Raw genomic sequence first — 23,558 nt, 5'->3', positions numbered from 1 at the left:
TTTAAACTTTACAAAAACTATTCCAATAATTACTTACAATCACAATTCTCACCACAATTTTTACCAGATGCTTTTTTCTTAAAAAAGAATTTCTTGATTAAAAAACCAACGGCAATAACTAAGGTTGTATAAACTAAAATATCTTGTATCATACGTTAATTTTCAAGATTTATTTTAATAATTGATAGGCGATAAATGCTGATACATAAGCAAATCCACTCATAAAAAACAATTGTATTAAAGGCCATCTCCATGAATTGGTTTCTTTCTTAACAATGGCTAAAGTACTTACGCATTGCATAGCAAAAGCATAAAACAACAATAAGGAAATTCCAGTAGCAAAATTAAATACTTTTTCACCCGTTTCAGGATGAATGTCTTCTGCCATTTTTAGTTTAATTGTTCCTTCGTCTTCTCCTTGGCTACCTACACTATAAATGGTAGCTAAAGTGCCAACAAAAACCTCTCTTGCAGCAAACGAACTTACTACCGCAACACCAATTTTCCAATCATAACCCAATGGTCGGATTACAGGCTCAATGGATTTACCCATCATGCCAATATAGGAGTTTTCTAACTTATAAGCGTTTACTTGATTTTCAAAAGCTTCTTGGGTAATTCTTGCATTAGCATTTTTTGCAGCAATAATTTCTTCAGCTTTGTTAAAATTTTGACTACCATGTGAGCCTAAAAACCATAAAACAACCGAAAGCGCTAAAATGATTTTACCAGCTCCTGTTACAAAAGCTTTTGTTTTTTCCAACACATTAATTCCTACATTTTTTAACATTGGAACTTTATAACTTGGCATTTCTACTACAAAGTAGGATTTGCACTTAAGCTTTAAGATTTTATTCAACACATAAGCAGAAAGTATAGCCATTACAAAGGCAATAAAATACAGGCTCATTAAAGTTAAGCCTTGTAAACTTAATCCGAATACTCTTTTTTCGGGAATAATTAATGAAATCAATATGGCATAAACCGGTAAACGAGCCGAACAAGTAATAAACGGGGTAACCAATATAGTAACTAAACGTTCTTTCCAATTTTCAATATTTCGAGTTCCCATAATAGCCGGAATGGCACAAGCAGTTCCCGATATTAATGGCACTATACTTTTACCCGATAAGCCAAATTTGCGCATGATTTTATCCATTAAAAAAACCACGCGACTCATGTATCCGCTTTCTTCAAGAACAGAAATGAATAAGAATAAAAAGGCAATTTGTGGAATGAAAATCACTATTCCTCCAATGCCAGGAATGATTCCATCGGAAATTAAATCGGTAAATTTTCCTGCTGGTAAATGTTCTTTAGTATACGAACTTAAATTGGCAAAAGTGCTGTCGATAAAGTCCATTGGCACGCTACTCCAATCAAAAATGGATTGAAAAATTAGTAATAAAATGCCAAAGAAAATGACGTAACCAAAAACTTTGTGGGTCAGGATATTGTCTAACTTAGTTTGAATGTCACTTGCTTTCGATTTATCAATTTTTTGACCAATTTTCAGGGTGTCGTTGATAAATTGGTAGCGTTTTATGGTTTCTTTTTGTTGTAAACGTTTAAGTTCGGTATGCGATTTGGTGAAGTTATTTTCAATTTCTTTACGTTGAAGATTTAAGAAATTAACATCTTGCGTAATAACCAACCAAAGTTTGTACAAAAGTTGATTAGGGAATGCTTTTCGTAATCGGTCGAAATATTCAGGATCAATGGAACTGGCATTTAAACAAGGCTCTGTTGAAAGCGATTGGTAATTTACAATCAATTCTTTTATCGAATCAATACCTAAATTTTTACGAGAACTAACTAAGGCAATTTTGGTTTTTAGGGTTTCTTCTAAATAAGGAATATTCAGTTCAATTCCTTTTAATTGCATTCGATCACTCATGTTAATTACTAAAAGTGTTGGGATTTCCAAATCTTTTATTTGTGTAAATAACAAAAGGTTACGTTTTAAATTTTCTACCTCGGTGACCACAACCGCTACATCCGGAAAATCCTCGTCGTTTTTATTTAGTAGTAATTCAATTACCACGTTTTCATCGATTGATGAAGCATTTAAGCTGTATGTGCCGGGTAAATCAATAATTTTTGCTCGAGTAGTTTCATTTAGTTTGGAGAATCCTACTTTTTTATCAACAGTAATACCGGGATAATTTCCAACTTGTTGATTTAAACCCGTTAAGTGGTTAAAAACCGAAGTTTTTCCCACATTTGGATTTCCTATTAATGCAACTTTTATTGTCTCTGAAGCCATTATTTTATTGATGCTGGGTTAATGTAAATGTAAGCAGCTGTTTTTTTTCGGATGGCTACTTTTGAATCATTTACATTGAAAAATAGTGGATCGCCAAGCGGTGCAACCTGAATTAATTCTATGGTATTACCAGGCAAACATCCCATTTCGATTAACTTTAACGGGATTTCGTCGATGTTGATTTCAACAATTTCTGCTTTTTGACCTTTCTTTAAAAGTGCTGAATGACAACTTTCCACTACTTATTTAGATTGAATTAAAATACAAAGGTAAGCAAATGTATAGATAAAAACATAACAAAAATCATGTTTTTAGTTGGACTATATTTTTGTAATTTCGTAAAACAAATCAGTTCCCCCAAATGAAAAGAACATTAGTAGTAGGAGATATACATGGCGGTTATAGAGCGTTGCTTCAAATTTTAGAAAGAGCAAATGTTACAACAGAGGATACATTAATTTTTCTAGGTGATTATATGGATGGGTGGAGTGAATCTCCCGAAGTTTTAGATTTTTTAATTCAATTGAATCAAACCCATACATGTATTTTTATAAAAGGCAATCATGATGAATTAGTCATTGATTGGTTAGAAGAGCGATTTGAAAACATCAATGAATCGATGTGGTTTAAACACGGAGGTAAAGCAACGGTTGAAGCTTATGCAAACATTGATAAAGTTAAGAAAAAAGAACATATTGCTTTTTTAAAGGAATTAAAAAATTATTATTTAGACAGTGAAAACAGACTATTCATTCATGCGGGTTTTACCAATTTACATGGTGTAGAATACGAGTATTTTCCAAAACTGTTTTATTGGGACAGAACTTTGTGGGAAATGGCGTTAGCTATGGATGAAACCTTAGGGAAAGAGGATTTGTTGTATCCTAATCGTTTGAAAATTTATACAGAAATATATATAGGTCATACTCCCACAACCCGAATTGGACAAACCGTTCCAGTAAACAAAGCTTGTATTTGGAATGTTGATACGGGAGCTGCTTTTAAAGGTCCTTTAACTATTTTAGACATCAATACAAAAGAATATTGGCAAAGTGATGTCTTGCCTAGTTTGTATCCTAATGAAACGGGGAGGAATTAATCATATTTTCGTATCTTCGCACAAATTTAAATACACATGAGAAAAATAATTTTTGGAGCATTAATGTTTGTATTTGTTCAATTAAATGCTCAGGCCTACAAAGGGAAAGAAGATATTAAAATGCAAATTGGAGCACTTATCCAAAACGGGGGAACTGGAATCGTAGTGACTAATGACTATGGAATTGGTGAGAATATGTCTTTTGGTTTTGTAGCCAGTTATATGTTGAATGCCGAAAAAGCAATGGTTTTAAATGAATCTATAAAGCCAGAATTTAAGGATAGAGTAGATGTGAAAATTAGATTTAATGCCAATATCGGTAATGTAATTGGATTGGAGGATAATATGGATGTTTATCCGGGTTTAAATTTAGGAACAAGAAATTTTGGAGGACATCTAGGATTCCGTTATTTCTTCACAGATGGATTTGGTGTTTATGCAGAATCAGCTATTCCAATTGCAAAATATGACACAACACCTGGAGTGTTCGGAGATTACAATAATCAATTTACTTTTCATATAGGTACAAGCTTTAATTTATAATCATGAGTATAGTTACAGAAAAAAGATTAAGAGACAGAAGTGGTAACACTTGTGAAATCAGTGGTGTAGATGAAAATTTGGTGGTTTATGTGGTGGAACCCAAAACAGAAGCAATACCAGAAAATTGTATTTTAATTGCTCAATCGCTAAAAGAACAAATTGAAAATAAAGAGTTGATGAATCCCAACGATTGGAGAGGTTTGTCAGACAGTATGTGGAATGAAAATTTACCAGTTCAAATTGTATCTTGGCGTATGTTGGCACGTTTGAAAAATCATGATTTATTAGACATGATGTATTTAGATGAAGATGCGTTAGAATGGGCGAAAGCTACAGGCGAAGATGAAGATGAGGAGGGTAAAATTATCCACAAAGATTCAAATGGAAATATTTTACAAGATGGTGACTCAGTGGTTTTAATTAAAGATTTAGATGTAAAAGGCGCTAATTTTACGGCTAAACGTGGAGCTGCTGTTCATAATATTAAATTGGTTTGGGATAATGCGGAACAAATTGAAGGACGTGTTGAAAACCAACATATTGTAATTTTGACGCAATATGTGAAGAAGACGAAATAAATTTATTCAACATATAAGTCACATAAGTTTTTTTTAAAGATGTACTAAAAAAGAAAGGCGTTCAATTTTGAACGCCTTTCTTTTATCTATATTTTTTTCTAATAGACTTATATGTTTAAAGTTTAAGTCTACAAATCAAATTTAATTCCTTGTGCTAAAGGTAATTGATCTGAGTAGTTAACCGTGTTGGTTTGTCTTCTCATGTACACTTTCCATGCATCAGAACCTGATTCACGACCACCACCAGTTTCTTTTTCACCACCAAAAGCACCACCAATTTCTGCACCAGAAGTCCCGATATTTACATTAGCAATACCGCAGTCAGAACCTGCATATGATAAGAATTTTTCAGCTTCTTTCATGCTGTTGGTCATAATAGATGATGATAAACCTTGCGCTACACCATTTTGTAATTCAATTGCATTTTCAACTTCTCCGCTGTATTTCATTAAGTATAAAATAGGAGCGAAAGTTTCGTGTTGAACAATTTCAAAATGATTTTCAGCCTCAATGATAGCCGGTTTTACGTAACAACCACTTTCAAAACCTTCTCCTGTCAATACACCGCCCTCTACTAAAACGTTACCACCTTCAGCTTTTGCTTTTTCAATGGCAGCTAAATACGTGTTAACCGCATCCGTATCGATTAATGGACCTACATGGTTTTTCTCGTCTAATGGATTACCAATTTTGATTTGTCCATACGCACCCACAATTGCATCGCGAACCGTATCATAAACTGATTCATGAATAATTAATCTTCGAGTAGATGTACAACGTTGTCCACAAGTACCCACAGCGCCAAATACAGCACCAGGAACCACCACTTTTAAGTCGGCAGTAGGCGTAATAATAATAGCGTTGTTACCACCTAATTCTAATAATGATTTACCAAAACGCTCTGCAACTTTTGCACCTACAATTCTTCCCATACGAGTGGAACCTGTAGCAGAAACTAAAGGAATACGAGTGTCAGTAGTAATCATTTCACCTACTTTATAATCTCCATTTACAATACAAGAGATACCTTCAGGTAATCCGTTTTCTTTTAAGATATCAGCAATTATATTTTGACAAGCAATAGAGCACAAAGGTGCTTTTTCAGAAGCTTTCCATACACATACATCACCACAAATCCAAGCTAAAGCCGTGTTCCAAGACCAAACTGCAACGGGGAAATTGAAAGCAGAAATAATTCCTACTACTCCAATTGGATGCCATTGCTCACGCATTACGTGACCAGGTCTTTCAGAAGGAATAACTTGTCCGTTTAATTGACGCGATAAACCAACAGCAAAGTCACAGATGTCGATCATTTCCTGAACTTCACCATAGCCTTCTTGTAACGATTTACCCATTTCATAAGAAACTAATTTTCCTAGCGGTTCTTTTAATTCTCTTAATTTATTTCCGAATTGACGAACGATTTCTCCTCTTTTTGGAGCAGGCATAGTTCTGAATTCTTTAAAAGCTTCTGTAGCTGCTGCCATTACTTTTTCATAATCTGCTGCTGTAGTAGCTTGAACTTTACCAATTAATTGTCCGTCTACTGGTGAATACGATTCAATAATTTCGCCATTGGCAAACCAATTTGAACCTGTTGAAGAACCTGGATTAATATCTTTTACGCCTAATTGTTTAAGCGCTTCAGCAATACCGAATTGTTGAGCTATTGTTGACATTGTAACTTTATTTAGTGAGTTTGTTATAAATATTTGTTGTGCAAATGTATAATTTTTTATGCAGTTAATTTGAAAATGTGTTTTAAAAATAAAATGTAAAGTATAGTCCAGATAGAAATGATAGCTCCCGATTTTATCGGGACTAAAATGGATAGCTGGTTGTTGAAGTGAAAGAATGTTTCAATTTGTACTCCTAAATAAATTTTGGATCACTTTCCATAACTGTTCCGCAATTATTACAAGTTCTTTTTTCTTCAGAACTATAAAAATCTTTAAAATGACTTAGAAAATCTTTTTCGATATTGTGTAATTCAAAATACACTTCATGTAGTTTGTGATTACACTTATCGCAATACCATTGTAGACCGTCTTTTACGGGTAAGTGGTTGCGTTTTCTTTCGATAACTAATCCAATTGAATTTGAAGTTCTAGAAGGAGAGTGCGGTATTTTAGCAGGATTTAAATACATATCACCAGGGCCAAGATGCATGGCTTTTTTTTCACCTTCGTCTTGAATATAAACCGTTATAGAACCTTCTAATTGGTAAAATAATTCTTCGGTTTCGTTATAGTGATAATCTTTTCGGGCATTTGGTCCGGCAACCACCATTACAATATAATCCTCAGATTCTACATATAGATTTTTGTTTCCAACAGGAGGTTTTAGTAAATGCTTGTTTTCATCCAACCATTTTGTTAAATTAAAGGGTTTTGCTACGGCCATAATTAAAATATTTGCTATACAAAAATAAAAAATCCCGAAAGAATCGGGACTTAATATTAAAATTATTTTACTTCTTTAATTAAATAAATGTAAGAAGGGAAGTGGTCTGAGAATCCTGGTTCAGTAGATGAATTTCGGAGTGCGTATCCTTTATATTGACCCGTTTGTTGAATCATAAAAGGTTTGTTATACACACCAGCTTTCCAATACCTCCAAGAAGAATAATCTTTGCGTAATAAAGGTTCTGTGAAAATAATTTGGTCAAAGAAATCCCAAGCGTCACGATGAGCTAAAGTTCCAATTCCTTTCTTTAACATTTTTTCGGCCGGGTTATATAGACCTAGCGGTTTTACCTCTTTTTCATCACCTTTTGCGCCTAAAACTTCTTTTACACTTTTGTTGAATGGTCCGTCATTTAAATCGCCCATTGTAAAAATTTTAGCATTGGGGTTGATCGCTTGTAAAGAATCAATGATTTTTTTGTTTAAAGCTGCGGCTGCTTCACGTAATGGGCTACTTTTCTTTTCCCCTCCTCTTCTAGAAGGCCAGTGGTTTACAATAAAATGCATTTCTTCTCCATCTAATAACCCAGTCATTAAAATCTGGTCACGCGTGTAGATTCTTTTAGTTTTGGCGTCAATTACATTATCATCAGTGTCTTCCACTTTATCCTTGTCTTTTTCTTTTGATTTTTTATCGGTATTGTCTTCAGTAATCATCAAAGGATAGTTCTTAAAGCTTGTAGGAGTAAAATGTTTCTTTTGGTATAAAAAACCACAGTCAATACCTCTTTTGTCAGGAGAATCAAAATGAATTACACCATAATTTTTATCTTTTAATAATGGCATTTTTACCAAGTCTTCTAACACTTTTCTGTTTTCAATTTCAGCTACACCAAGCACAACAGGAGCGTTGTTTTGATTTTCGCCAGTTCCTAATTGAGATATAACTCGTGACAGGTTCGTTAGTTTTTTGGTGTAATTTTCTTTAGTATAAATAAAGTCTTCGTCGTTTACAGTTGGATCATTAATTGTATCAAATAAATTTTCTAAATTGTAGAACGCAACAGTATGAACTGCAAATTTTTTGTCTTGTGCTGTTGTAACTGCAATACTAAAAATTCCTAATAAAAAGGTTAAGTATGGTTTAATTTTCATTTTTAACATTAAATTTTAGTTATATTTTAACAAATTCGATGCCAAAGGTAAATAATATTATTAAATGTTGTACATTTGTCCGCATTTAGTTTTTGTTAACTAAATGCAAGTTAAAGTATTAATTTATAATTAAGTATGAAAAAACTTGCATTAAGTCTTTTATTTTTATTTCAGGTTGTGCTAGTCATGGCCCAAAGTCAATCAATTGTCAAAGGAAAGATAGTTGATTCTAAAACTCAAACCCCAATTGGTGGAGTAAAAGTGATGGTTCAGTTATCAGAACAATCCGTTGTTACGAATAACCTTGGAGATTTCACTATTAAAGAGGTGCCTGTGGGAGAACAAGTATTAGTAGTTTCTCAAAATGGGTATACTACTAAAAACTACACTATTCAAGTTGTTGACAAGCAAACGCTAGACGTAGGATTAATCCTTATGGATGAAGATATTACAGCAGAACAACAATTAAGTTTAATAACGATTACTGAGAATGATTTAGGTGATGACAACAGTGGATCTGAAAGTACTGCAGGTTTGTTACAGTCTTCAAGAGATGCCTTTCAACAAGCAGCGGCCTTTAACTGGGGTCAGGCTCGTTTTAGAATGAGAGGTTTAGATAATGAATACGGTACAACTATGATTAATGGTATCGTAATGAATAAACTATATGATGGTAGACCGCAATGGAGTAACTGGGGTGGTTTGAATGATGTAACAAGAAATCAGGAATTCACATTAGGTACAGCACCTTCAGATTATACTTTTGGGGGTATTTTAGGTACTCAAGAAATCAATACAAGAGCTTCATTGTTTAGAAAAGGTAATAGAATTTCATTTTCTGGTACTAATACCAATTATTCTTGGAGAACAATGGCAACTACAAATTCAGGTTTAATGAAGAATGGTTGGGCATATAGTGTTTCAGTTTCTAGAAGATGGGCAAAAGAAGGTTATTTTGAAGGAACTGATTATGCTGCAAATTCTGTTTTTGCAAGTGTTGAAAAAAGATTTAACGAAAAACATAGTTTAAACTTCACAAGTATCTATGCACAAAACAGTAGAGGTAAATCTTCTCCAAATACTCAAGAAGTTACAGATTTAGCAGGTATTAAGTATAATTCATACTGGGGATGGCAAAACGGAAAAAAACGTAATTCAAGAGATAAAGATATTGAAGAGCCAATTTTAATGTTAAGTCACTACTGGAAATTAACAAATAGAACTACTTTAAATACGAACGTTGCTTATCAACAAGGATATATTGCTAATAGTAGATTAGATTATCAAGGAGCTAATAATCCTGATCCAACCTATTATAGAAATTTACCTAGTTACTACATTAATGGTGATGCTGCAGGTGATTTAAATAGTCCTCTAGTTACTTCTGCTACAAATTATTTTTTAAATAATAAACAATTAGATTGGAATGCAATGTATATTGCCAATCAAAATTCTGCAAATGCAGGTAGAAGTGTATACGCATTGTATGAAGATAGAACAGAAGACAAACAAATAACAGCTAATTCAATTTTATTCTCTGACTTATCAGATAATATTAAATTAAATGCAGGTGCTACATTCAGAAAATTAAAATCTCATAACTTCCAACACTTAACGGATTTATTAGGAGGACAATATTTCTTAGATGTTGATCCATTCTACACAGGAGATGCAACACAATCGGATTTAAATAATCCAAATAGAGCAATTCAAGTTGGAGATAAATATGGATACAATTATAACCTAAATGCAACAGTTATAGATGCATTTACTCAGTTCAAATTTACTTATGATGTTGCTGATTTTTATTTAGCTCAATCATTCTCAAAAAGTGAATACCAAAGAGATGGAATTTATAAAAATGGTATTTATGCAAATAATTCATATGGTAAAAGTGAAAAACAAACTTTTGAAAACTTCGGATTCAAAGGGGGTATGACATACAAAATAACGGGTCAACATTTGTTAGATATCAACGCTGCTTATATGACTAAAGCGCCTAATCTAAGAAATACTTTTGCTAATGCTCGTTTAAACAATAATATTACACCAGATATTAATAGCGAAAGAATTGCAAGCGTTGATGCTTCTTACATTATTAGAACGCCAAAATTAAAAACGCGTTTAACTGGTTTTGCTTCAAAAATTCAAAATGCAACTGAAATCTCATTCTTCTATGGTGAATTATCTGGAGATGATTCAGGTGCTGATGGAAACGAAGATGCATTTATTAGTGAAATTTTAACGGGTATAGACAAAAAGAATATTGGAGCTGAATTAGGTATTGAATACCAAATTACTTCTACAATTAAAGCAACTGCTGCTGCTTCATATGGTCAATATTTATATAGCAATAATCCAACGTTATTTATTAATGATGACGCACAAGCTTCAGCTACAAATTCGTTCCCTGTTCAAAGTTTTGGATCGGCTTACTTGAAAAATTACCGTTTACCAGGTATGCCTCAAACAGCGGCTTCTTTTGAATTAGAATATAGAGCTCCACAGTTTTGGTGGGTGAGTGCAGATATTAACTATTTAAGTGATTCTTATTTAGATGTGTCTAATATTTTAAGAACTCAGAATTTCGTTACTAATCCTTCAACTGGTTTAAGTTATGATGGAGCAACTTTGGAAACTGTTTCAGGTGCGTTAAAGCAACAAAAATTTGACGCTTTCAATCTTGTAAACATCTCTGGAGGTAAATCATGGAGAATTGATTCTACTACATTAGGATTTTTTGCTTCAATCAACAACGTATTTGATACTACTTACAGAACAGGTGGTTTTGAACAATCTAGAAAAGCGAATTATTCAGATTATCAAGCAGATAATCAATATGGAAGACCTGCATTTGGTCCTAAATATTTTTATGGATACGGAAGAACTTATTTCTTAAATGTATATGTTAACTTCTAAAAAAATTGCATTATGAAAAAAAACATTTTAAAAACAACATTAGCTGCGTTTGCACTAATTACTTTTGGTTGCGAAGTTGACGATACAGCACTTCCAAAGGTGACAACTACCATCATGAAAGAAGATTTTCAATCAGCTACTAACAATACTGATTTGGATATTACTGGATGGGTTAATTATAATGAAGTAGGTACATGGAAATGGAGAGAAAAAACTTTTAGCGGAAATGGATATGCTGAATTCAGTGCTTTTGGATCTGGAGCTGCTGTTAATTTAGCGTGGTTGATTTCTCCAGAATTGGATTTAGATGCCAATCCTAATGCTGGAATAGCATTTAAAGTAGCGCAACATCATTTAGATGTAGATGCTGAAGGAAATTCTTTAAAAGTGTTAATTTCATTTGACTATGATGGAACTAACTTTGCTACAGCTACTTGGACTGATATTACTGCACAAGCTAATATTCCAACTAAAAGTGTAGCTTGGTATGAATTCAAATCTAGTAAAATCGATTTATCAAATTATACTGGTAAAGCACACATCGCATTTAAATTTAAAGGATCGGGTACTGATACTACTTTAGATGGTGCGTTCCAAGTGGATGACTTTATTTTCTTTAAACAAGACAATTAATACGCTATGAAAAATATTAAATTTTTATTAACGGCAGCTCTTACTGCAACTTTGTTTGGTTGTGTAAATACAGATAATTATGGAGCGCCAGATTTATCAGGTGAATGTTCAGATTTAACTGTAACAAAACAAGTAGTTGATGTTAAAGCTATGGCTACTGGAACGGCTCAACAATACACGAACGACGATGTTATTGAAGCTTATGTAACTTCAAGTGACGAAGGAGGAAACTTCTATAAGTCTATTTCTATGGTTTCTACTGATGGAGCTACAGGTTTTACTATGCCTATTGATGCGTATAATTTATACACTAAATATGAACCAGGAAGAAAAGTATTTATTAAATTAAAAGATAGATATTTTGCTAATAATTCACAAACGGCTTCTTTTGAAATAGGAAATTTATACAATGCTACTCAAATTGGTAGAGTTTCAGGTGTAGAATATGAAGAGGTAGTAAAAAGAGGTTGTGATAAAGTTGATGAGTCAACTCTTGTAAATAATTTAAGTATTGCTGCAGCTAAAAACAATGCGAATATGCATAAATTAATTGAGTTCTCTAATGTGCAATTTGCAGACGAATCTTTAGGAAAAAAATATTTTGATCCTACATTAAATAATTTAGGAGGTGCTACCAATCATATTATTAAAGATGTAGCAGGAAATTCTATTATTGTACGTGTGAGTGAATTTGCAAATTTTGCAGCTAACTCAATTCCAAATGGAAATGGTAAAATCCGTGGAGTATTAACTAAATATGGAAGCGATTATCAATTCATGATTCGTACATTAAATGATGTTCAATTAACAAGCCCAAGAATTGTTCCTTTATTTGAAGAACCTTTCACAACAAATTTCCCTAATTGGGTGAAACAAAATGTTGTGGGGGCTCAAGTTTGGGGTACAACTACATTTGGTAATCCTGCACCTTGTGCTTTAATGAATGGATTTAGTGGTGGAAATCAGAATAATGAAGATTGGTTAATTTCTCCTGCTATTAATTTGTCAAATGTAACTAATGGTATTTTAACTTTTGAAACAAGTACTCGTTTTAGCGGACCTGCTTTAACGGTATGGGTATCTACAAATTATGATGGAACTAGTGCGCCAAGTACCGCTACTTGGACACAATTAACAGCAGCTAATTTCCCAGTATGGACAAGTGGTAGCTTTACACCTTGGACTTCTTCCGGTGCTTTAGATATTACTGCATATACAGGAAATTCAAACTTTAGAGTTGCATTTAAATATACTTCTACAACTGCAGGCGCTGCATCTTGGGAAGTTGATAATGTTAAAGTAATAGGACAATAGTAAATATAGTTCTTATAATAATAAAAAACCACTTCAAACGAAGTGGTTTTTTTATGCTTCAACTTTAAAAGTATAGCCTAATTTATTTTTAATTTTTGCATTCAAAACATATTTTCCAACACTGGTGTTTTCATAGTTAAATTGCGGAGGAGTTAAGCCTAATTCTTTTGCTTTAGAAGTATAATACTCTTTTCTTAGAATATGATCTAAACCAACAGCATTGTAAATTTCATTCCAACTGTTTTGATTAAGTATGGCTTCGATAACGCCAATGCAATCAGTTTGATGTATAAAATTTATTGGAGCCTCTGGATTGGCTACATCCGTTCTTCCAGCCAACATGTTAATCGGATTTCTATTCACGCCAATTAATCCTCCAAAACGAAGAATAGTCGTTTCAAATTTGTTGTTGTTTTGAAGTAGTTGTTCTACTTCATATAATTGTTTGCCACTTTCAGTATCAGGATTTGGAATGGTTTCTTCAGTTATGTATGGTAAATTTTCAGTGTCGGCATAGACAGAAGTGGAACTTATAAAAAGTACTTTTTTAATTGTACTTTGCTCGATATAGGGAATTAAATTTTTTATTTTTTGAACAAAATTTTCTTTCACTAATCCTCTTAATTTAGGAGGGATATCAATGATAAGTATTTCTGATTGATGAAGAAAATTGCTCATATCTCCTTCAAATTTGTCTTCCTTTAATACAATTAAAAACGGTTCAATTGAAATCGATTTTAGAACCTCTTTTTTATCAATTGAAGTAGTACTGCCTTTAACTACATGACCAGTTGCAATAAGATGTTGAGCTAAAGGTAAACCTAACCATCCACAACCTAATAGGGAAATATTCATTTAATTTTCTTTTTTAACTAAAATATATTGCTCGTTTTCTAACTCCATATATCCATAATCGTAGACAAAATAATAGGTGTTGCCTGTTTTAGTTTTATAGATAGAGGTAAGGAATTCAAAATCAAATCCTTTACTTAGTAATTTATTTCTCGTTGTTTTAGTTTTGCCTTCCGGATTTAATTCGGTTAATATTCTATAATTTTTACGTAATCTATTGTTGATGTTACGCATTAAATTGGTGTGGTCTTTGTTCATTTTATTGTTATAGCTGTTTCTACAACCATCAGAACAGAATTTTTTATCTTCTCTGCCCACAATTTTTTCACCACATTCTAAACACGATTTCATTTTACTTTTTTAAATTAAATTGTAATTCACGTTTTGATTCTTCATCATAAACATATACATTCATTTCTTGATCACTTATTTTTTCATACGTGATTTTATCAAAATAGATGCGATTTTTGTCAATTTTAACCAATTTGAAATTTTCACTTTCCTCTTGTTTTTCCCAACCTTTTAAATCTTTATCAAAATGTTTGATTTGCAACTCTAAGGATTTGTCTTTTTCAACTACATGACCTATTTCATAAAAAATTACTTCGTTCTCATTCCACATTTTAAATGAAAAATGCATGGTTTTTCCTCCTGGAGCACTCCAAATTTCTTCTGAAAAGGTATTGCCATCTTGACCTTTCCAAATGCCCTGAAACCATTGAATGTCTTGTAAAGTTGCTTTCGGACTTCCTTTTTCATCATTATAATGTAAGGTGTTTTGGCTAAAAATACTACCAAAAATAAAAAGGGTTAGAATTGAGAATAGGTTTTTCATGTTTCATTTTGTTTTTGTAAATATAAGAAAATATTTCGCTTGTAAATGACAACAAACGACTACAACCGAAATTAAACAACTAATTACCGAATACTTTTTGAAGTGTGTTTCATCTTTGCAACATCAAATCGAACATAGGATTTGAATTTTTATAAACTTAAATTATATATACGCCTTATGAAAAACAGAGTACAATTAATCGGACATGTAGGTCAAGAACCTGAAATCAAATTAGTAAATGGTAAAAAAGTGGCTACGCTTACAATCGCAACCAATGATTTTTACTATAATGATAAAAAAGAAAAAATAGAACAAACCGAATGGCATCGTGTAAGTGCTTGGGGTAAAATAGCAGAAATTATCGAAAAATATGTAAATAAAGGGAAAGAAGTAGCCGTTGAAGGTAAATTAACACACAAAAGTTATGAGGATAAAGACGGGAATAAGCGTTATGTCACTGAGATAAATGTGAATGAATTGATGTTGTTGGGGAAATAATTTTCAATAACAATAGCAATAACAATTTCAATATCAAAATTAAATATCAATATCTATATCTATATCAAAATTTAATTACCATAATAATTTTTATACGCCATGAAAAATTCAGTACAATTAATCGGACACGTTGGGCAAGACCCAGAAATCAAAAACCTTGAAGGAGGAAAAAAATTAGCTAATATTACTTTAGCTACGAATGAAGTTTATTATCGTGATAATGGAGACAAAGTCGAAAAAACCGAATGGCATCGTATTTCCGCTTGGGGTAAAACGGCAGAAATTATCGAACGTTTTGTAACCAAAGGAAAAGAAATTGCGATTGAAGGTAAACTCACACACCGAAGTTATGAGGATAAAGACGGGAATAAACGTTTTGTAACCGAAGTGGTTGCTAATGAATTACTTCTTCTTGGTAAGTAAAATTAGAAAGTCCATCGGCATTTGTTGATGGGCTTTTTAAATAAATAGGGAATTTGCCACACGATAGGTATTCGCATGTGCTTCAATGATGGTTTTTATATCTGGAGAATAGCCACCACCCATGCTAACTTGAACGGGTATTTGAAATTTCAAACAGTTTTCAAAAACGATTACGTCTCGTTCTTTACAGCCATTGATGGTACAGCCTAATTTGCCTAATTTATCTGTTGCTAAAATGTCTACGCCACTCAAATAAAAAATAAAATCGGGTTGCACTTGTTGAATTAGTTTTGGTATTTCTTTTGAAATTAATGCCAAATAATCGGCATCTGACGTCTGGTCGGGTAGTGCAATATCTAAATCAGATTGTTCTTTTTTGAACGGATAATTGGATTTTCCATGAACAGAAAAAGTAAATACGCGAGGGTTATTTTGAAAAATTTCTGCAGTTCCATTTCCTTGATGTACATCTAAATCAATGATTAAAATTTGCTTGGCAAGCTTTTGATTTAATAAATATTGTGCAGCAATAGCCTGATCATTCAACAAACAAAATGCTTCTCCACGATTGGAATAGGCATGATGTGTTCCTCCAGCAATATTAAATGCAATTTTATCTATACATGCATTTTTGGCACCTTCAATGGTTCCTTGGGCTAATCGAAATTCACGTTCAATTAATTCTGAAGAAAGAGGAAATCCTATTTTTCTAACTGCTCTGGGATCAAGTGTTAAATCAAGCAGTTGTTGTACATATTTTTTATCATGAACGGCAATAATATCCTCTAAATTAGGTAATTCGGGAGAGAAAAATTGACGATCAACCACTGTTCCTTCATAAAGTAATTGTTGGGGTAACAATTCGTATTTAATCATAGGGAATCGATGCCCTTCGGGAAGTGGATGTTTGTAAATAGGATGATAAGCAATGGAATACATGTTTATTAGTCAAGTTTAATGACAAAATTCAAAGAGTACAATTGATTTTAACGGTTTAATTGGTTCTGTAATTCTTCAAAAAACAAGCTTACATGATATCCGTCCATTAGCCCATGATGTACTGTTACCGACACGTTCATTTTTTGTATTCCATTTTCTTCAAAGATTTTACCCACTGAAATTTTCGGGCAACTGTCGGGCCAAGTAAAACTTCTTGCGTGTGTTAATCCGGTAAAATTTAACCAAGGAATTGCTGAAAAATGAATTATATTTTCTGGATATTCTCTTGTAATTATTCCTGTTGTGTTTTGAATTCGCGCAATTTCTTTTAAGGCAATTTCTTTAAAAATGAGTAAATCTGGATGGTATTCTATATACGAAAAACCAAATGTTTTGTCTTCTCGCATTATGGTTGCCGAGGTGTCAATTTTATCGTGAATGAAAACTTGATTGTCTTGAATTCGGTATTTAAAATTCTCAATTGTATTGACTGCAGCAAGTATTTTGTGTAAGTAATAGATAAAAAATGGAATTTCTGCATTTTTTGCGTGTTCATAGGCAGTTGCAACTTCAACAGGAGCTGTAATACCAAAAAAGGGTTCTTCAAATTGTGTAAAAAATTCGAAATGACCTTTTCTGTTCCAGTTTTCTAAATCTAGTTTTTTCATACTAAAAGATTCAAAATTTCATTAATATGTTCCACGGCTTTGAAATTGGTATGTTGAATTTCAAAATCTATCTTTTCATATTCCCAAGTAGTGTGATACGGAATATGAACGGCATGTCCGCCTAAGTTTAATACAGGCAACACATCTGATTTTAAAGAATTTCCGATCATTAAAAAGTCTTGAGGTTGGATGTCTAAACGCTTTAACATTTTTTCATAATCCATTTCCGTTTTATCGCTCATTACTTCAATATGGTGGAAATAATGGCCTAAACCCGAATCGTGTAATTTTCTATGTTGGTCTTTCAAATCTCCCTTTGTGGCTACAATTAATTTGTATTTTCCTTTCAAAGCGGTCAAAACTTCTTCGACTTCAGGAAGTAATTCAACAGGTTTTAAGAGTAAATCTTTACCAATTTGAATAATTAATTCCATAGTCTTACCGTTTAATTGATGATTGGTAAGTTGTAACGCCGCTTCCATCATGGATAAGGTAAAGGCTTTGATTCCAAAACCATATATGGGTAAATTTTTTACTTGATGATTCAGAATTAAACTTAATAATTCTTGTTTAGAAGCATAATTTTGAAACAATTCACAAAAACGATCTTGTGCCTCATCGAAATAAGGTTCGTTATGCCATAAAGTGTCGTCGGCGTCGAAAGCAATTATTTGTATATTCATATTTTATGTAAAAAAAGAACCCCCGATTGCTCGAGGGTATTTTTGGATTATCCTATAATAGCACCATTACTCACACCATCCGCATCCGGATTTACAAAAACCAATTTGCCCTCTGGTGTATTGGTTAGTAATAACATACCTTCGCTTTCTACACCTCGAAGTGCTCTAGGCGCTAAGTTTACTAACACAGTTACTTTTTTACCAATTACTTCTTCAGGAGTAAAATGTTCGGCTATTCCCGAAACAATCGTTCTTACATCAATACCTGTATCTACTTTTAAAACTAAAAGTTTATTTGCTTTTGGCATTTTTTCTGCTTCAATAATGGTTCCAATGCGTAAATCTACTTTAGCAAAGTCTTCAAATGTGATGGTTTCTTTTGCGGGTTCAGCTTTCATATTGGCAATTTTATTGGCTTGTTTAGATGCTTCTAGTTTGTCTAATTGTTTTTGAATCTCAGTATCTTCAATCTGTGCAAACAATATTTCTGCTTGCCCAATTTGATGTCCTGGTTTTGTTACATTCCATTGACTGAAATCTAAATTCCAATTGTTTAATTCGATGTTTAAAATCTTAGTCAATTTAGCAGAAGTGAACGGTAAAAACGGTTCCGCTAAGATGGCTAATGCAGAAGCAATTTGAAGCGCTACATACATTTGTGTTTTTACACGTTCCGGATTTTCTTTCACCATTTTCCATGGTTCTTCATCAGCTAAATATTTGTTACCTAAACGCGCTACATTCATTAATTCTCCTAATGCTTCTCTAAAACGGTAACGTTCAATCGAAGAAGCAATTACTGCTGGATAGGCTTTTAACTCAGCCAATGTTTGTTCGTCAACTTCCGTAAATTCATTTGGCGTAGGAACAACACCTTCGTAATATTTATTGGTTAAAACCACCACACGATTGATAAAATTACCAAAAATGGCAGCTAATTCATTATTGTTTCTCGCTTGAAAATCTTTCCAAGTGAAGTCGTTATCTTTTGTTTCAGGGGCATTTGCTGTTAAAGCATAACGCAAAGCATCTTGTTTTTCAGGGAAATCCTGTAAATATTCATGTAACCAAACCGCCCAATTTTTTGAAGTAGACAACTTGTTTCCTTCTAAATTTAAGAATTCATTTGCAGGAACATTGTCAGGTAAAATATAACTTCCTTCAGCTTTTAACATAGCTGGGAAAATGACACAATGGAACACAATGTTATCTTTACCAATAAAATGAACTAGTTTGGTGTCGGCGTCTTTCCAATACGGTTCCCAATCTTTTCCTTCACGTGCCGCCCATTCTTTGGTTGATGAAATATAACCTATAGGAGCATCAAACCAAACATATAATTTTTTTCCTTCTGCACCCGCAACAGGGACATCAATTCCCCAATCTAAATCACGTGTTACCGCTCTTGGTTCTAATCCGCCTTCAACCCATGATTTTACTTGACCATATACATTTGGTTTCCAGTCGTTTTTATGTCCTTCTAACACCCATTCTCTCAAAAAGGCATCGTATTCATTTAAAGGTAAAAACCAATGCTTAGTAGATTTAAGGACAGGTTTAGAGCCTGTTATGGTTGATTTTGGATTAATTAAGTCGGTCGCGTTCAATGAAGTTCCACATTTTTCACATTGGTCTCCATAAGCTTCTTCATTTCCACACTTAGGACAAGTTCCAGTTACAAATCGATCGGCTAAAAATTGATTGGCTTGTTCGTCGTATAATTGTTCTGTAGTTTCTTCAATAAATTTACCCGCATCATATAATTTTTTAAAGAATTCAGAGGCAGTGTCATGATGAATTTTTGCAGAAGTTCTGGAATAATTATCAAAAGATATCCCAAAATCTTTAAACGATTGACGAATAATTCCGTCGTATTTGTCAATTACTTCCTGAGGTGTAATTCCTTCTTTACGCGCTTTCATTGAAATGGCAACACCATGTTCATCACTTCCACAAATAAAAGCAACATCTTTTCCTTGTAAGCGTAAATATCGTGCATAAATATCTGAAGGCACATAAACTCCAGCTAAATGACCAATATGAATTGGGCCATTAGTGTAGGGTAGTGCAGCTGTAATTGTATATCTTTTTGGATTTTGAGTCATTACTGTAAATTTTATGCAAAAATAGGATTTTAGGAAGTAATAGAATAATTTTTAAGGAGAATTTGATTATTTTTGGTTAGATAAATAGGGTCTGATGTTTAGATTTATTTTTATTTTACTATTAATTTCAAATTTTATTCATTCTCAAAAGATGAAGATACCTCCTTACCTTAAAAAAGGCGATACAGTAGCCATAGTTTGTACAGCACGAAAATTTTTTCCTGAAGATGCAAAACCCGCCATCGAATTACTCGAATCTTGGGGTTTAAAAGTTAAACTTGGAAAGACTATAGGTTTAGATAGCTGTCAATTAGGTGGAACAGACCAAGAACGTGCTGCTGATTTTCAGGAACAATTGGATAACGATAATATTAAAGCAATTTGGTGTGCTAGAGGGGGTTATGGAACAGTACGCATTATCGATTTAATCGATTTTTCAAAGTTCAAAAAAAATCCAAAATGGATTATGGGTTTTAGTGATGTTACGGTGTTGCATAGTCATATTCATACGTTAGGAGTTGCTACGATTCATAGTATCATGCCTTTTACTGTTCCCAAAGCACCAGAACATGTGAAGCAAACGTTTCATGACGCTATTTTTGGAAATAAATTGGTCTATCAAGTTCCTTCTAAGTCAATTGATATTAAAGGAAAAGCCAGTGGAGAAATTGTTGGGGGGAATCTTTCAATCTTATACAGTTTATTAGGTTCACCGTCATCAATAAACACTAAAAATAAAATTTTGTTTATTGAAGATTTAGATGAATATTTATATCATATCGACAGAATGATGTATAATTTAAAACGAAATGGATATTTTAATGAAGTCAAAGGTATTATTGTTGGAAGTATGACGGATATGCATGATAATGAAATACCATTTGGTCAAAATGAGGTGGCTATTATTACGGCTATTGCCAAAGAGTACCACATTCCCATAGCTTTTGAATTTCCTGCGGGTCACCAAAAAGATAATAGATCACTTGTTTTAGGTAAGCAAGTTGATTTTGAAGTGAATGAGAAAGAAATACTATTGAATTTTAAATAGTAAAATAGTATGGCACAACATAATGATTTAGGTAAATTAGGTGAAGAAGAAGCAGTAAAATATTTGAAAGGGTTAGGGTATGAAATTTTAGATTTAAATTGGACTTACGATAAAGCTGAAATTGATATTATTGCAAAAAAAGACGAAACTTTAGCAATAATCGAGGTAAAAACACGTACAAGTGCTGATTTTGGTAATCCGCAAGATTTTGTAAATCCTAAGAAAATTAAACTTTTGGTAAAGGCTGTTAATGAATACGTTACTGTTAAAAATTTGGATTTAGATATTCGTTTTGATATAATATCAGTTTTAATCCAAAATAATCAAATAAAAATCGAATTTTTAACAGATGCATTCTATTATTTCTATTAACATGTGTTAAAAATTAAAACATTAAGTTATATTTGTAACAATTTAAATATGTTTGTAAAAACAAACACACACAAAAAAATTTATTGCAATGAAAACTGTAGCATCTGTAGTTGAACAATATTTAAAAACTAAACCATTTTTATTAAGTTCTTTATCTGAGGGAATTATAAATTTAACTTCATTGGCAAGATTAATTATGCCAGAAATTGAACTTCACTTAGGAAAAGATATTAAACAAGGTGCCGTTGTAATGGCATTAAAAAGAATTTCGGAAGAATTAGATTTTAAAATTAGTCATAAAGTAACTAAAGTGTTGCAAAATATAGGTGAAATTACGGTTCGTTCTTCTTTAACAGATTATACGTATACAACTTCTCAAACCTTATTAGATAATCAAGCTAAATTGATATCTGAAATTAATAAACTAAAAGATGTTTTTTATACTTCATCGAGAGGAGTTAATGAAACAAATATCGTGGCCAGTTCATCTGTAAATGAATTAGTAGAGAATGCTTTAAAAACGGAAAAATTATTAAATAAGCGCGAGAATTTATCTTCAATTACTATAAAATTACCTCAAGATAACGTATCCACTCCGGGAGTATACTATTATATTTTTCAATCATTAGCATGGGAAGGAATCATAATTTATGAAGTAATTTCAACTACGAATGAGTTTACAATAATAGTTGATGAAAATCAAATCGATGTTGCTTTTAAAGTCATTAAGGATATCAAAAAATAAGTATAAATAAAAAAGGCTAATCAATCGATTAGCCTTTTTTATTATTCATTTGGATCTTCCATAACCCAAGATTCCATGAATTTTGTAGTATAGTTTCCTGCTACATAATCAGGGTGATCCATTAACTGTCTATGGAAAGGAATAGTTGTTTTAATACCTTCAATTACGAATTCATCTAAAGCACGTTTCATTTTATTAATTGCTTCTTCTCTTGTTTGAGCAGTAGTAATTAATTTAGCAATCATTGAATCATAATTTGGTGGAATGGTATATCCGGCATACACGTGAGTGTCTAAACGAACACCATGTCCGCCTGGAGAATGCAATACCGTAATTTTTCCAGGTGAAGGTCTGAAGTCATTATAAGGATCTTCAGCATTAATACGACATTCAATTGAATGTAATTGTGGATAGTAGTTTTTACCAGAGATTGGCACTCCGGCAGCAACTAATATTTGTTCACGAATTAAATCGTAATCAATAACTTGTTCTGTAATTGGATGTTCTACTTGGATACGTGTGTTCATTTCCATGAAGTAGAAATTTCTGTGTTTGTCAACTAAGAATTCAACTGTACCGGCACCTTCATAGCTGATGTATTCTGCTGCTTTTACTGCTGCTTCACCCATTTTTTCTCTTAATTCATCAGTCATGAATGGAGAAGGGGTTTCTTCAGTTAATTTTTGGTGACGACGTTGAACAGAACAATCTCTTTCAGATAAGTGACATGCTTTTCCAAATGAATCCCCTACTACTTGAATTTCAATGTGACGAGGTTCTTCAATCAATTTTTCCATGTACATACCGTCATTACCAAAAGCAGCAGCTGCTTCTTGACGTGCACTTTCCCAAGCTTTATCTAATTCTTCTTCTTTCCAAATAGCACGCATTCCTTTTCCACCACCACCAGCAGTAGCTTTCATCATTACTGGGTAGCCAATTTCTTTCGCAATTTCTTTCGCTTCTTCTAATGAAGCTAAAATGCCGTCAGAACCTGGAACACAAGGAACACCTGCAGCTTTCATAGTTGCTTTAGCTGTAGCTTTATCTCCCATTTTTTCAATCATTTCTGGAGAAGCACCAATAAATTTAATGCCATGCTCTTGACAGATTTTTGAAAACTTAGCGTTTTCAGATAAAAATCCATATCCTGGGTGAATAGCATCAGCATTTGTAATTTCTGCTGCAGCAATGATGTTAGACATTTTTAAATAGGAAAGATTACTTGGCGCAGGTCCAATGCAAACCGCTTCATCAGCAAATTTTACGTGTAAGCTTTCAGCATCTGCCGTAGAGTAAACAGCAACCGTTTTGATTCCCATTTCTCTACAAGTTCTAATCACACGTAATGCGATCTCACCTCTATTGGCAATTAATATTTTTTTAAACATAATAATTTAATTAGATAATTAGACAATGTGTCAATTAGACAATTTTGAAGATGTATCACTTCAAATTTCTAATTTCTAACTTAT

Annotated in this window: 25 protein-coding genes; 11 read left to right on the top strand and 14 right to left on the bottom strand. The window is 32.8% G+C overall.

Features of this window, described 5'->3' with window-relative positions:
• Positions 1–29 precede the first annotated feature (29 nt).
• From KQS_RS14255 to KQS_RS12905, 3 genes are read right to left on the bottom strand one after another with little or no spacing between them, the layout of a single operon-like run.
• Positions 30–152, bottom strand: coding sequence for a FeoB-associated Cys-rich membrane protein (locus KQS_RS14255; RefSeq protein ID WP_084642299.1), 123 nt, complete (start codon positions 150–152; stop codon positions 30–32).
• Positions 153–169: 17 nt separating this feature from the next.
• A complete protein-coding gene (gene feoB, locus KQS_RS12910) occupies positions 170–2,266 on the bottom strand; it encodes a ferrous iron transport protein B (protein ID WP_014389619.1) in 2,097 nt (698 codons plus the stop codon).
• Positions 2,266–2,505, bottom strand: coding sequence for a FeoA family protein (locus KQS_RS12905; RefSeq protein ID WP_014389618.1), 240 nt, complete (start codon positions 2,503–2,505; stop codon positions 2,266–2,268). Before KQS_RS12905 ends, feoB begins: the two co-directional genes overlap by 1 nt.
• 122 nt (positions 2,506–2,627) lie before the next feature.
• Between KQS_RS12905 and KQS_RS12900 the strand changes: the two genes are divergently transcribed.
• The 3 genes from KQS_RS12900 to KQS_RS12890 are packed head-to-tail and all read left to right on the top strand — an operon-like array spanning position 2,628 to position 4,486.
• Positions 2,628–3,365 carry a metallophosphoesterase gene (locus KQS_RS12900; RefSeq protein WP_014389617.1) on the top strand — a complete coding sequence of 246 codons (738 nt, stop codon included), beginning with the start codon at positions 2,628–2,630 and terminating at the stop codon, positions 3,363–3,365.
• A 36-nt stretch (positions 3,366–3,401) separates the two neighbouring features.
• Positions 3,402–3,908 (top strand): DUF6646 family protein, encoded by a 507-nt coding sequence (locus KQS_RS12895; RefSeq protein ID WP_014389616.1) that lies wholly within the window; start codon positions 3,402–3,404, stop codon positions 3,906–3,908.
• 2 nt (positions 3,909–3,910) lie between these two features.
• Positions 3,911–4,486 carry a PhnA domain-containing protein gene (locus tag KQS_RS12890; protein ID WP_014389615.1) on the top strand — a complete coding sequence of 192 codons (576 nt, stop codon included), beginning with the start codon at positions 3,911–3,913 and terminating at the stop codon, positions 4,484–4,486.
• A gap of 128 nt (positions 4,487–4,614) precedes the next feature.
• Here the strand turns inward: KQS_RS12890 and amaB are convergent, their stop codons facing one another.
• The 3 genes from amaB to KQS_RS12875 all read right to left on the bottom strand — a co-directional run bounded on the left by amaB (position 4,615) and on the right by KQS_RS12875 (position 8,049).
• Positions 4,615–6,168 carry an L-piperidine-6-carboxylate dehydrogenase gene (amaB, locus tag KQS_RS12885; protein WP_014389614.1) on the bottom strand — a complete coding sequence of 518 codons (1,554 nt, stop codon included), beginning with the start codon at positions 6,166–6,168 and terminating at the stop codon, positions 4,615–4,617.
• 193 nt (positions 6,169–6,361) lie between these two features.
• Positions 6,362–6,892 carry a 3-hydroxyanthranilate 3,4-dioxygenase gene (locus tag KQS_RS12880; RefSeq protein WP_014389613.1) on the bottom strand — a complete coding sequence of 177 codons (531 nt, stop codon included), beginning with the start codon at positions 6,890–6,892 and terminating at the stop codon, positions 6,362–6,364.
• Between the two features lie 62 nt (positions 6,893–6,954).
• The gene (locus KQS_RS12875) at positions 6,955–8,049 is read right to left on the bottom strand and encodes an endonuclease/exonuclease/phosphatase family protein (RefSeq protein WP_051149703.1); all 1,095 of its coding nucleotides are present in this window, start codon (positions 8,047–8,049) and stop codon (positions 6,955–6,957) included.
• A 135-nt stretch (positions 8,050–8,184) separates the two neighbouring features.
• Here KQS_RS12875 and KQS_RS12870 point away from each other — a divergent pair, with 135 nt between their 5' ends.
• The 3 genes from KQS_RS12870 to KQS_RS12860 are packed head-to-tail and all read left to right on the top strand — an operon-like array spanning position 8,185 to position 12,915.
• Positions 8,185–10,968: a TonB-dependent receptor gene (locus KQS_RS12870; protein WP_014389611.1), complete on the top strand. Its 2,784-nt coding sequence runs from the start codon at positions 8,185–8,187 to the stop codon at positions 10,966–10,968.
• Between the two features lie 12 nt (positions 10,969–10,980).
• A complete protein-coding gene (locus KQS_RS12865) occupies positions 10,981–11,601 on the top strand; it encodes a DUF5017 domain-containing protein (protein WP_051149683.1) in 621 nt (206 codons plus the stop codon).
• A 6-nt stretch (positions 11,602–11,607) separates the two neighbouring features.
• Positions 11,608–12,915, top strand: coding sequence for a DUF5689 domain-containing protein (locus KQS_RS12860; protein ID WP_014389610.1), 1,308 nt, complete (start codon positions 11,608–11,610; stop codon positions 12,913–12,915).
• Positions 12,916–12,966: 51 nt separating this feature from the next.
• Here the strand turns inward: KQS_RS12860 and KQS_RS12855 are convergent, their stop codons facing one another.
• The 3 genes from KQS_RS12855 to KQS_RS12845 are packed head-to-tail and all read right to left on the bottom strand — an operon-like array spanning position 12,967 to position 14,602.
• Positions 12,967–13,770: an SDR family oxidoreductase gene (locus KQS_RS12855; protein WP_014389609.1), complete on the bottom strand. Its 804-nt coding sequence runs from the start codon at positions 13,768–13,770 to the stop codon at positions 12,967–12,969.
• Positions 13,771–14,118, bottom strand: a complete 348-nt coding sequence (locus KQS_RS12850; protein WP_014389608.1) for a hypothetical protein — start codon at positions 14,116–14,118, stop codon at positions 13,771–13,773.
• A 1-nt stretch (position 14,119) separates the two neighbouring features.
• Complete coding sequence (locus KQS_RS12845) at positions 14,120–14,602, bottom strand: DUF6265 family protein (RefSeq protein ID WP_014389607.1); 483 nt, start codon at positions 14,600–14,602, stop codon at positions 14,120–14,122.
• A 177-nt stretch (positions 14,603–14,779) separates the two neighbouring features.
• Between KQS_RS12845 and KQS_RS12840 the strand changes: the two genes are divergently transcribed.
• Entirely contained in the window at positions 14,780–15,100 is a 321-nt protein-coding gene (locus tag KQS_RS12840; protein WP_014389606.1) for a single-stranded DNA-binding protein, read from the top strand.
• A 99-nt stretch (positions 15,101–15,199) separates the two neighbouring features.
• A complete protein-coding gene (locus KQS_RS12835; RefSeq protein ID WP_014389605.1) occupies positions 15,200–15,523 on the top strand; it encodes a single-stranded DNA-binding protein in 324 nt (107 codons plus the stop codon).
• Between the two features lie 36 nt (positions 15,524–15,559).
• On the opposite strand, the gene KQS_RS12830 is transcribed toward KQS_RS12835, so the two are convergent.
• From KQS_RS12830 to metG, 4 genes are read right to left on the bottom strand one after another with little or no spacing between them, the layout of a single operon-like run.
• Positions 15,560–16,462, bottom strand: a complete 903-nt coding sequence (locus tag KQS_RS12830) for a histone deacetylase family protein (RefSeq protein ID WP_014389604.1) — start codon at positions 16,460–16,462, stop codon at positions 15,560–15,562.
• A 47-nt stretch (positions 16,463–16,509) separates the two neighbouring features.
• A complete protein-coding gene (locus KQS_RS12825; RefSeq protein WP_014389603.1) occupies positions 16,510–17,130 on the bottom strand; it encodes a chloramphenicol acetyltransferase in 621 nt (206 codons plus the stop codon).
• A complete protein-coding gene (locus KQS_RS12820; RefSeq protein WP_014389602.1) occupies positions 17,127–17,813 on the bottom strand; it encodes an HAD family hydrolase in 687 nt (228 codons plus the stop codon). Before KQS_RS12820 ends, KQS_RS12825 begins: the two co-directional genes overlap by 4 nt.
• A gap of 47 nt (positions 17,814–17,860) precedes the next feature.
• Complete coding sequence (gene metG, locus KQS_RS12815; protein WP_014389601.1) at positions 17,861–19,918, bottom strand: methionine--tRNA ligase; 2,058 nt, start codon at positions 19,916–19,918, stop codon at positions 17,861–17,863.
• A gap of 151 nt (positions 19,919–20,069) precedes the next feature.
• Between metG and KQS_RS12810 the strand changes: the two genes are divergently transcribed.
• From KQS_RS12810 to KQS_RS12800, 3 genes are all read left to right on the top strand, one after another.
• Entirely contained in the window at positions 20,070–20,966 is an 897-nt protein-coding gene (locus tag KQS_RS12810) for a S66 peptidase family protein (RefSeq protein WP_014389600.1), read from the top strand.
• 9 nt (positions 20,967–20,975) lie between these two features.
• Positions 20,976–21,338 (top strand): YraN family protein, encoded by a 363-nt coding sequence (locus KQS_RS12805; RefSeq protein ID WP_014389599.1) that lies wholly within the window; start codon positions 20,976–20,978, stop codon positions 21,336–21,338.
• 88 nt (positions 21,339–21,426) lie between these two features.
• Positions 21,427–22,083, top strand: a complete 657-nt coding sequence (locus KQS_RS12800; RefSeq protein WP_014389598.1) for a hypothetical protein — start codon at positions 21,427–21,429, stop codon at positions 22,081–22,083.
• 41 nt (positions 22,084–22,124) lie between these two features.
• Here the strand turns inward: KQS_RS12800 and accC are convergent, their stop codons facing one another.
• Positions 22,125–23,474 (bottom strand): acetyl-CoA carboxylase biotin carboxylase subunit, encoded by a 1,350-nt coding sequence (accC, locus tag KQS_RS12795; protein WP_014389597.1) that lies wholly within the window; start codon positions 23,472–23,474, stop codon positions 22,125–22,127.
• Positions 23,475–23,558 lie beyond the last annotated feature (84 nt).

The organism is Flavobacterium indicum GPTSA100-9 = DSM 17447 (genome assembly GCF_000455605.1).
Classification (GTDB): domain Bacteria; phylum Bacteroidota; class Bacteroidia; order Flavobacteriales; family Flavobacteriaceae; genus Flavobacterium; species Flavobacterium indicum.
Note: the sequence above shows the minus strand (reverse complement) of the source record. Positions and strands in the feature narration are given on the sequence as shown.

Bases quoted from the DNA above. Each gene is read 5' to 3' on its own strand.
- KQS_RS14255 (WP_084642299.1), bottom strand. From the start codon at position 152: ATGATACAAGATATTTTAGTTTATACAACCTTAGTTATTGCCGTTGGT.
- feoB (WP_014389619.1), bottom strand. From the start codon at position 2,266: ATGGCTTCAGAGACAATAAAAGTTGCATTAATAGGAAATCCAAATGTG.
- KQS_RS12900 (WP_014389617.1), top strand. From the start codon at position 2,628: ATGAAAAGAACATTAGTAGTAGGAGATATACATGGCGGTTATAGAGCG.
- KQS_RS12895 (WP_014389616.1), top strand. From the start codon at position 3,402: ATGAGAAAAATAATTTTTGGAGCATTAATGTTTGTATTTGTTCAATTA.
- KQS_RS12890 (WP_014389615.1), top strand. From the start codon at position 3,911: ATGAGTATAGTTACAGAAAAAAGATTAAGAGACAGAAGTGGTAACACT.
- amaB (WP_014389614.1), bottom strand. From the start codon at position 6,168: ATGTCAACAATAGCTCAACAATTCGGTATTGCTGAAGCGCTTAAACAA.
- KQS_RS12880 (WP_014389613.1), bottom strand. From the start codon at position 6,892: ATGGCCGTAGCAAAACCCTTTAATTTAACAAAATGGTTGGATGAAAAC.
- KQS_RS12875 (WP_051149703.1), bottom strand. From the start codon at position 8,049: ATGAAAATTAAACCATACTTAACCTTTTTATTAGGAATTTTTAGTATT.
- KQS_RS12870 (WP_014389611.1), top strand. From the start codon at position 8,185: ATGAAAAAACTTGCATTAAGTCTTTTATTTTTATTTCAGGTTGTGCTA.
- KQS_RS12865 (WP_051149683.1), top strand. From the start codon at position 10,981: ATGAAAAAAAACATTTTAAAAACAACATTAGCTGCGTTTGCACTAATT.
- KQS_RS12860 (WP_014389610.1), top strand. From the start codon at position 11,608: ATGAAAAATATTAAATTTTTATTAACGGCAGCTCTTACTGCAACTTTG.
- KQS_RS12855 (WP_014389609.1), bottom strand. From the start codon at position 13,770: ATGAATATTTCCCTATTAGGTTGTGGATGGTTAGGTTTACCTTTAGCT.
- KQS_RS12850 (WP_014389608.1), bottom strand. From the start codon at position 14,118: ATGAAATCGTGTTTAGAATGTGGTGAAAAAATTGTGGGCAGAGAAGAT.
- KQS_RS12845 (WP_014389607.1), bottom strand. From the start codon at position 14,602: ATGAAAAACCTATTCTCAATTCTAACCCTTTTTATTTTTGGTAGTATT.
- KQS_RS12840 (WP_014389606.1), top strand. From the start codon at position 14,780: ATGAAAAACAGAGTACAATTAATCGGACATGTAGGTCAAGAACCTGAA.
- KQS_RS12835 (WP_014389605.1), top strand. From the start codon at position 15,200: ATGAAAAATTCAGTACAATTAATCGGACACGTTGGGCAAGACCCAGAA.
- KQS_RS12830 (WP_014389604.1), bottom strand. From the start codon at position 16,462: ATGTATTCCATTGCTTATCATCCTATTTACAAACATCCACTTCCCGAA.
- KQS_RS12825 (WP_014389603.1), bottom strand. From the start codon at position 17,130: ATGAAAAAACTAGATTTAGAAAACTGGAACAGAAAAGGTCATTTCGAA.
- KQS_RS12820 (WP_014389602.1), bottom strand. From the start codon at position 17,813: ATGAATATACAAATAATTGCTTTCGACGCCGACGACACTTTATGGCAT.
- metG (WP_014389601.1), bottom strand. From the start codon at position 19,918: ATGACTCAAAATCCAAAAAGATATACAATTACAGCTGCACTACCCTAC.
- KQS_RS12810 (WP_014389600.1), top strand. From the start codon at position 20,070: ATGAAGATACCTCCTTACCTTAAAAAAGGCGATACAGTAGCCATAGTT.
- KQS_RS12805 (WP_014389599.1), top strand. From the start codon at position 20,976: ATGGCACAACATAATGATTTAGGTAAATTAGGTGAAGAAGAAGCAGTA.
- KQS_RS12800 (WP_014389598.1), top strand. From the start codon at position 21,427: ATGAAAACTGTAGCATCTGTAGTTGAACAATATTTAAAAACTAAACCA.
- accC (WP_014389597.1), bottom strand. From the start codon at position 23,474: ATGTTTAAAAAAATATTAATTGCCAATAGAGGTGAGATCGCATTACGT.